The following is a 7,709-nucleotide window of genomic DNA, read 5'->3' on the forward strand; positions in this document are numbered from 1 at the left end:
AATGAGAACAAGGATATTTCTTGACTGAACTTTCCTGCTCCACTAAAGAACCCCCTCGCGCCTCACGCGAGGGGGGTTTCGCCTGCTCTTGCCTTGGTGGCGAAGCCACAACCCTATTCGCTCAAGAAAACCGACGCCCGGCAAGAGCAACAAAGTTTTGCTGCCGGCCAGGCCATTTATACCCATAGCACCTCTGGAGCCGCCTGGCGCGTTCTCAGCGGCTCGGTTCGTCTCGACCGGCTGGAACCCAATGGCGAACAGAATTTCGCCAACCTGGCCATCAAGGGCGACATCATCGGTGCTGAAACCCTGCTTTTCGACAGCTACAGTTTTACCGCAACTGCGCTCACCCCCTGCCTGCTCACGCCTTGGCCGGAGGGCTGCAGCGCACCGGCCGGCGATTCGCTGCTGCACAACATGGCCAAAGCCGAACGTCGAGCGGCCGATGTCATTGCCCTGCGCTGCGGCCAGGCGGCAGAACGGGTCCGGCGACTGGTGTTCCTGCTGGCCGCGCCCGGAGAAGCGAGCGGGGAAGGGTATGTGGAAGCAATTGGGGAAGCAATCGCCCGACCGCTTCAGGTGACGCTGCCGCCCCGGCAAGACATGGCCGACATCACGGCTCTGACGCTGGAAACCGTGTCGCGCATGGTGAGCGGTTTGCGCCGCGCCGGCATCCTCAAGCCGCTGTCGACCAGCGGCGGTGTATCAACCAGTCGCTTCAGCCTGGCGGCAATACCGCTCGATCTTGAAAATGCTGGCTAGCCGTCATTCCGGGCTTGACCCGGAATCCAGTGGTGCACTACTGGATTCCGGGTCAAGCCCGGAATGACGGGGTATTTTATACGCCAGATCCAAGTTGATTGACTACTAGCGAGCCGGTTCGGTGACAAAGGCGATCTTCACGATCCCCGCCCGCTGGGCTTCGGCGAGAACTTCCGCAACCCGCTCGTAGCGCGTACCGCGGTCGGCGCGCAAGTGCAATTCCGGCTGCAGGCCGTTGGCAGTGCTGGCAGCAAATCGTGCCGCCAGCGCCGAGCGATCGATCTCGACCGCATCGACAAAGACCTTGCCTTCGGCGTCGAGCGCCACCGATACCACCAGCGGTTTGTCTTCAAGTTTGGTTGATGCCACGCGCGGCAGGTCGACCGGCACCGCCTGATGGAACAGCGGCGCGGTGATGATGAAGATGACCAGCAGCACCAGCATCACGTCGACCAGCGGCGTGGTGTTGATCTCGGCCATCGGCTGCGCCGGGCCGTTTTCATTGAATGATCCGAAAGACATGCTTGCCCCTTAGCCAATGCGCGGATGGTGTTGTCCCCGCACTGAATCGAGATCGATCAGCTTGTCGCCGGGGCGGCCGCGCAGGCCGGTTACCAGGTAGGCATGCAGATCGTGGGCAAAGCCGTCAAGCCGGGCCAGTGTCAGGCGGTTGGCGCGCGTAAAGGCATTGTAGGCGAGCACGGCCGGGATGGCCACGAAGAGGCCGGCAGCAGTCATGATCAGCGCTTCGCCAACCGGGCCGGCGACCTTGTCGAGCACCACCTGCGTCGCCCCGGAGAGTCCGACCAGCGCGTGGTAAATGCCCCACACGGTGCCGAACAGGCCGATGAAGGGCGCCGTCGAGCCGACCGAGGCGAGGAAGGTGAGGCCGGATTCGATCTTCGCCTGCGACTCGACGATCTGGTTGCGCAGCGCGCGGGTAACGAAGTCGCTGACCGAAACGCCGGCGCCGATGCCGCGCGCGGCGTGCTGGCGATGCAACTCGGCGGCATTGGCGGCTGCGATGGCCAGGCTGGAAAGGATGCCGGTCTTGTCTTCCGTACGCAGCGCATCCATCGCGGCTGGCAGCGAGTCGGCACCCCAGAATGCATTGAGCGCGCGCAGATGGCAGCGCCGGGCTTGCCAGAAAGCGATGATCTTGCCGCCCATGATGGTCCAGCTACCGACCGACAAAATAAACAGCAGCACCGCCACCGAGCGGCTGACGGCGTCACCTTGCGCCCAGAAGTGGGTTAGTCCGAGTTCCATTGGCATTGTGTTTCCTTAGTTGTCCAGGCTGAAGCGCAAAGGCACCAGCACGGTTGATTCGATCGCTTCGCTGCCCTGTCGGGCCGGCACGAAGCGCCATCTTTCAACGGCCGTCAGGGCCGCTTCGTCGAGCCGTGTGAAGCCGCTCGACTGCTTGATTTCAATCGCGAGCGAAGTCCCGTGCGCACTGACACGAACCGTCAGAACGACTTTCCCTTCTTCTCCCAGGCGACGCGACATGGGCGGATACACCGGTTTGGGATTATGCAGATAGTCGGCATCGAAGCGGGCGGCAGTGAATGGCGCGGGCGGTGCTGGCGGTGCTGGCTGCGCTTCGACAGCCCGTGGTTCGGGTTGCGGCGCAACGGTGAAACTCGATGCCGTAGTCGGTGCAGCGCGAGCCGTCAGCACCGGTGGCGGTGCCGCCGGTGCCTTGCGTGGCGGCGCTGGTTGTGGGCGAGGCGTGACAATTGGCTCGGTGCGGGGAGGCACCGGTACGGCTTCAAACATGCGCACGGTCAGCGCCTGTGGCATTTGCGCCAGTTCCGGGCGCACCGCCAGCCCGAAAGCGATGAGCAGGGCCAGCACGTGCAAGCCGGCAACCACCGTCGCGGCGGCACTGCGCCGCCACAGGGGCAATGGATTTTCTGCAGGAAAGTCGTAGTAAGTCACGGGCCAGGAAATGTCGGGAAAACGTTCAAATTTGCAGGCGATTGGTTGTTCTTCGTCACGATAAGCAAAGCACCCTCTCTGTAAGCCGCGTCAACCGGCGTTCTACAAGCAACACTGCCGGAGAGCCATTAAATACCTCACTCTTCAGGTGCATAGCCTGTAGATCACCTATCCAGTGCGCCGTGCCAAGGCGCTGTCTTCCAGCGGGTGCGAATCCCGCCCGGTAATTTTCGTTCCGACCGGTAGCAACTAGAGCAGTCGTGGAGGTAACGAAGCGGCTGAAGCCTCTGGTGTAGAGGGTTCTTTAAGGAACTTGGCGAACATGCCGGCAGTATTTTCCAACCCAGGTATGAGCCTGAAGCGGGGATGCAGTAGGTGGCTTGCTTGTGTGGGTTGACGGGTTAAGAATCAAGTCTAAGGGTTTACGTCAAAAGCAGGTAGTCAGTCGTCACGGTTTGTTTTTGATCTTGATTTCAAGAGCATATATATGCGGGTTTTGGGGTTCGCGCCCGCAGGGCTCCCGGCAGGCGGATTGCGCAGCAATCCGTTTGTCCGGCAAGCGAAGCGCGGCAGTCATACCGTTTTCCTCAGGGTGATGCTCGGAGCGTTGGTTTTACAAACTGTGCGAACAATTCACTCTTGGCGCGTTGCATGGCCTGGGCGGCCGCCAAGTCTGCCTGCGACTTCGCCAGCGCCTGCAAAGCTTCCAGCGTGATGCCCGGTTTGAGGGTGGCCAAACCCTTCTCGCACAACTGCGCCAAGCTCTCCAGCGGCGTCTTTACATCCTCGTGCTTATAGCGCTTGATGATCTTGCCTTTGGCGTTAATGATCTCGGTGGCAAACAGGCACGGACGGTGCAAGTTCAGCCAAGGATTGAAGATTTCCTGATAGAACGTATTGATCGGTTTTGCATACTGCCGGGGGATATGCGCGTAGCCCATATGCTTACGCACAACACTGGCGTTCTTGCTCTCGGCCAAGGCATTATCGTTGCTCTGGCGCGAGCGTGATTTGGATTGCTCGATGCGCAGTTTCTCAAGAACCTCCGCCACCGGGGCATTGACGTACTCGGTGCCGTTGTCCGAGTGAAAGCCCTCAATCACAAAGGGGAACTGTGCAATGACCAACTCCAGTACGGGCAACAAAAAGGCCTTGCTAATGCCTTGGACGCACGCTTCGACCTGCCACTGACAGGTCGCGTCAACACACGTGATGTGATACACGCCCTTGACGCCGTCAAGGTCGCCTTGGTGCACGGTGTCGATGCGCACAAACCCAGCTCTCCCGTTGGGTTGGGGCGCTTTGCGTACGCCGATGGCATTGCACACGGCACGGGTCTTGGTGAAGGTCACCCGCTGGGCCTGATAGCCTGCACTCTTGCGCAGGTTGTACAGGTGCGAGACCGACAGGGTCGCCAAGCGCTCATAGCGCTCATCACCATAGTCAAGGTAGGCGCGCTGCAGGAGGTGGGCGATGGCCGGGCCACAGACGTCCTCATTGGCCTTGTCCATCTCGACGAGTAGTTTGATGTCGCCAGGGGTGTACTTGCGCGCAAAGGGGACGACAGGCGCCCGATAGCGCTTCTTCAGTGGCACGGCCGCCAAACGGTTGCCATGCCACTGAGTGACCAGCCGGGTGACCTGCGCACGGCTGTAGCCAATGCTCTCAACCTAACAGACCGTTCGCATATTTCGTTGGATTTCTGCGGATTTGGCTTGAGTTTCCACTGGTTTTTGTTGAAAATATAGAACCTATTGATTTTACAGGATTTTTTATATGTAACGAATCGTATGTCAACGTCGTAAACCAATTGAGCAGCTAAAGGGCAGAACTAGCCTGACACAGGGGGGTGGCTGTGCAAGAAGCACAAGGTTCCAGGCACGGGGTGGTCACGATACCCCGACCAGTATCTCCATGAGCAGTTGGGGCTGGTGCATCTGCCGACAAGAACCCGCAGCTTTCCGTGGGCGAATGTGTGACATCTTGTCCGAGAGCCGGATGCGAGAAATTCGCCTGTCCGGTTCGATGAGGGGGATGTGGAAACGGGGTTATGGCAAGGCTACTTAGGCACCGTCAGACGAAAGGGACGGATCAGATAAGCCAAACCTAATGCTACCGCGCCACATCTCTACTCTACTGCGGTCTGCAGTTTAGTCCGCACCTGCCGCGTAACTAGCGTGACAGTCCAAGCGACTCCCACAAAAAATCATATGAAATTTCGCGTCGCTTCTGCAGCGTGGCTTGCTTTTTCTCGCTGGCTTCGTAGCTGCGCAGCAAGCCTTTGACTCGTTCCAGTCCGGCAGCGCTCGCTATCGCCTGACGCGGGGTATTGTTGTTCAGTACGGGAATGGGTTCATCGGCCCAGTTTTTGTAATAGCCTTTGATATGCTCTTCAATCACCTGCGCCACCACCTCCGGGCTGAGGTCGGCCGGACCATTGCCACCGCCACCCGCCTTGGGCTTTCGACCCGGCAGCATCATGGCTTGCGGGTTGGTGATTTTTCGCGTCAGCAACAATAACGCCCCGGCCGCCAGGCTTTTGAGCCAGAGGCGACCCTGATCCGCATGGGCCTGTGTTTTGTAAAACACTGAAATCTGGTCGCTTTTCTTGCTCAGATTGATGCTGGCAATCGGGCGTGTCTGACCATCCTCGCAGTCGATGTGGCGCGCCCAACCACTCGTGCGATCACCTTCCACGTCGGCACAGCCTTGCAGCGCGCGGGATAGTGCATCCCAGTCCAGCACGCGGTAGTGATCGGTGATGGGTACGATCAGTTCGCCGGAATGCTGGTCAACCAGCGTCGGCATGGTCGCTGGTGCCACATACAACTGTAGCCAGGATGACATGAGGACAAAGCTTTGTTCCTGCGCCAGTTCAAGCAATGGGCCAAACTCTTCGGCGGTGGCGCGCAATAGATCGGCCACGGCAGGGCCGCTCAACATTGAAAACGGAAAGGCCGCGCCAGAGAGTTCAAAGTGATCGCCCACGCGCATGATGCGGCAGCCGAGATACATGCCGGCCTCCAGCGCACGGCTGCCCGAGCGCTCGCACACCACCACGGGAAGGGCGTCGGCGTTCAAGGTGTCGCACAGCGTTATCTGTTTCCCTGGTTCGACATCGGTGACGCTGTACAGGCGCAAGGGGCGCTGGCCCAACTGCTGCAGCCAATCACGCTGACCAGCCGACCATTTTGGTCCCGACGGGCCGGTCAGGTAGTCGGATATGCGCCTGTTCGTGCCTTGAACCTGTATCTCGCCGTCGGCCAACACCCACTCGACCAGGTTGATATGTATGGCGCTCAGGGTTTCATCGTCAAGCTGCCCCAATTTTTCAATCTCCGTGGGGGTAAGCAGTTCGTCGCGCAGGCGCTCAAAGGTCACTTGCCAGCCCTTGCGATGGCGATTGCTCAGCCAGTCGATGGCTTTTCCGACCGCGCCGGCATGTGAATCGATATCTTCCGGGGGTGCGTCAACCGGGCTCTGGTAGGCGCTATCGCGCTGGCAGCAATGTTTGTATTTTTTACCACTGCCGCAGGGGCAGCGATCATTTGGAGCGGACATGATAAGTGGGCCTTTGTCTGTCAATAGTTCATGCGGATATGGATTGTTACGCCTCGCGCCAAGCGCACGCAGCAAAGTGTTAGCAGGGTTGAAAGAATTGAACATCGCTGTAATCAGCATCAAATGGCGATCTACAGGACAACAAGCTGTAGAGCCAATGGATACGCCACTCTCCAGGCATGCATTGTGAAGATCGTTTATCCATGCGGTTCGCAGGCTAGGTTAAAGCGGATCGCTGAAGATTGAGCACCAGCAGTTTGCGCAGGATTTCATCGTCAGTGGTGGCTGGGCTGTAATCGGTCCAGCCGTAAGCGGCGGCGACGGCGGCATCCAGATTCCGGTGGGCGTTGTCGAGCCAGGCAGGGCGGGCGTTGTAGAGGCCGGTCAGGGTGCGCTTTTTCAATTCGGCTTCATGGCCGGCTTTGGCCTGCGGGCGTTTCGGGAAGCCGGCACTTTCTTCCTCCGGGGTGATCACCCAATCGACCCATTCGGGCGGGTTGAGCCAGTTGTTGCGCAAGCGGTTCAATTCAAGCGCCGCACTGGCGATGTTTATTGCCGCCGCGCTGTTCGGCACACCGTCAAGGGTATCGCGTGGCGTCAGGCCGGCGGGGAAGGGGAATGTTTCGAAGCAGGTGGACGGGGTGTAGCGCGGTCGGTCTTCAAGCGAGGTGCCAAGGCGCAAAGCCCAGAGTTCATGGAGACGGGAATGCAGGATGCCTAAATTGGTGTCGTCAGCGCGGGCGACAGCCAATGTTGCTTGATCAGGCAATACAGAGGCATCCAGAAAAATAAATAAGCGATGCTTGGAAACGGCTGGGGTGGCGATGAATCGATTGTGCGGCTTGATCGCTGTACGCATACCTGGGCGCGCTTCGGCATGTCTCCACCAAAATTTCCGGTAAGCCTCCCGATTGTTTTTTTCGCGCTCCGGCTTGACGTATTGCGTTACATATTCGAAAGGTAATTCGTAAAGTGCCGCATCGGCTTCACTCATATCCGTTCCAAAATCAACAATCCAGGTATCGGAAGGCCTGCGGGTTATGTTCATCGCGTTACACAAAGGGCGAACCACCGCGCTGTTTGACAGACCATTCGGGTTGGGAAGCTTCAGCCATTGGCGTGCTTTTTCTCCCTCAATATCGAATGGGGCTTTTTTCGATGCCCCCATGAAACATACCCCCACATTCTCTTTCAGCGGCTTGGCCTGCGTGAGATTCAGTCCGTCGCCTGTGCTCAAGTCGGCGTGAATGCTGTCAACCGTTTCACCATCCAGTAACGCACCCTCGTTACCGCCGAAGCACACCAGTGACACCCGTACCGCTGCCCCTTCGTTGATCCACGCTTCATCGCTCCAGGCATTGAAGATTTTCGTGCTGGCGCAGATGCTGGACAGCACGGTTTGATTCGCGCCGCCGCGTATCGAGTTGGTGGCAACCAGTCCGGCG

Annotated in this window: 7 protein-coding genes; 1 reads left to right on the plus strand and 6 read right to left on the minus strand. The window is 58.9% G+C overall.

What is annotated here, in order from left to right:
• Positions 1-96 precede the first annotated feature (96 nt).
• Positions 97-762 carry a Crp/Fnr family transcriptional regulator gene (locus ACOYNV_RS14745; protein ID WP_422900543.1) on the plus strand — a complete coding sequence of 222 codons (666 nt, stop codon included), beginning with the start codon at positions 97-99 and terminating at the stop codon, positions 760-762.
• A 105-nt stretch (positions 763-867) separates the two neighbouring features.
• Here ACOYNV_RS14745 and ACOYNV_RS14750 read toward each other — a convergent pair whose 3' ends face one another.
• From ACOYNV_RS14750 to ACOYNV_RS14775, 6 genes are all read right to left on the minus strand, one after another.
• On the minus strand, positions 868-1,284 hold the full coding sequence (locus tag ACOYNV_RS14750) for an ExbD/TolR family protein (RefSeq protein ID WP_422900544.1): 417 nt from the start codon (positions 1,282-1,284) through the stop codon (positions 868-870).
• A 9-nt stretch (positions 1,285-1,293) separates the two neighbouring features.
• Positions 1,294-2,037, minus strand: coding sequence for a MotA/TolQ/ExbB proton channel family protein (locus ACOYNV_RS14755; protein ID WP_422900545.1), 744 nt, complete (start codon positions 2,035-2,037; stop codon positions 1,294-1,296).
• A 9-nt stretch (positions 2,038-2,046) separates the two neighbouring features.
• Positions 2,047-2,703 (minus strand): energy transducer TonB, encoded by a 657-nt coding sequence (locus ACOYNV_RS14760; RefSeq protein WP_422900546.1) that lies wholly within the window; start codon positions 2,701-2,703, stop codon positions 2,047-2,049.
• A 587-nt stretch (positions 2,704-3,290) separates the two neighbouring features.
• On the minus strand, positions 3,291-4,298 hold the full coding sequence (locus ACOYNV_RS14765) for a hypothetical protein (RefSeq protein WP_422900547.1): 1,008 nt from the start codon (positions 4,296-4,298) through the stop codon (positions 3,291-3,293).
• 577 nt (positions 4,299-4,875) lie between these two features.
• The gene (locus ACOYNV_RS14770; protein ID WP_422900548.1) at positions 4,876-6,264 is read right to left on the minus strand and encodes an SEC-C domain-containing protein; all 1,389 of its coding nucleotides are present in this window, start codon (positions 6,262-6,264) and stop codon (positions 4,876-4,878) included.
• Between the two features lie 217 nt (positions 6,265-6,481).
• The coding region (locus tag ACOYNV_RS14775) for a type IIL restriction-modification enzyme MmeI (protein WP_422900549.1) at positions 6,482-7,709 on the minus strand (1,228 nt) is incomplete at its 5' end.

Source organism: Propionivibrio sp. (assembly GCF_049316945.1).
Taxonomy (GTDB): Bacteria; Pseudomonadota; Gammaproteobacteria; order Burkholderiales; family Rhodocyclaceae; genus Propionivibrio.

Bases quoted from the DNA above. Each gene is read 5' to 3' on its own strand.
- ACOYNV_RS14755 (WP_422900545.1), bottom strand. From the start codon at position 2,037: ATGCCAATGGAACTCGGACTAACCCACTTCTGGGCGCAAGGTGACGCC.
- ACOYNV_RS14750 (WP_422900544.1), bottom strand. From the start codon at position 1,284: ATGTCTTTCGGATCATTCAATGAAAACGGCCCGGCGCAGCCGATGGCC.
- ACOYNV_RS14770 (WP_422900548.1), bottom strand. From the start codon at position 6,264: ATGTCCGCTCCAAATGATCGCTGCCCCTGCGGCAGTGGTAAAAAATAC.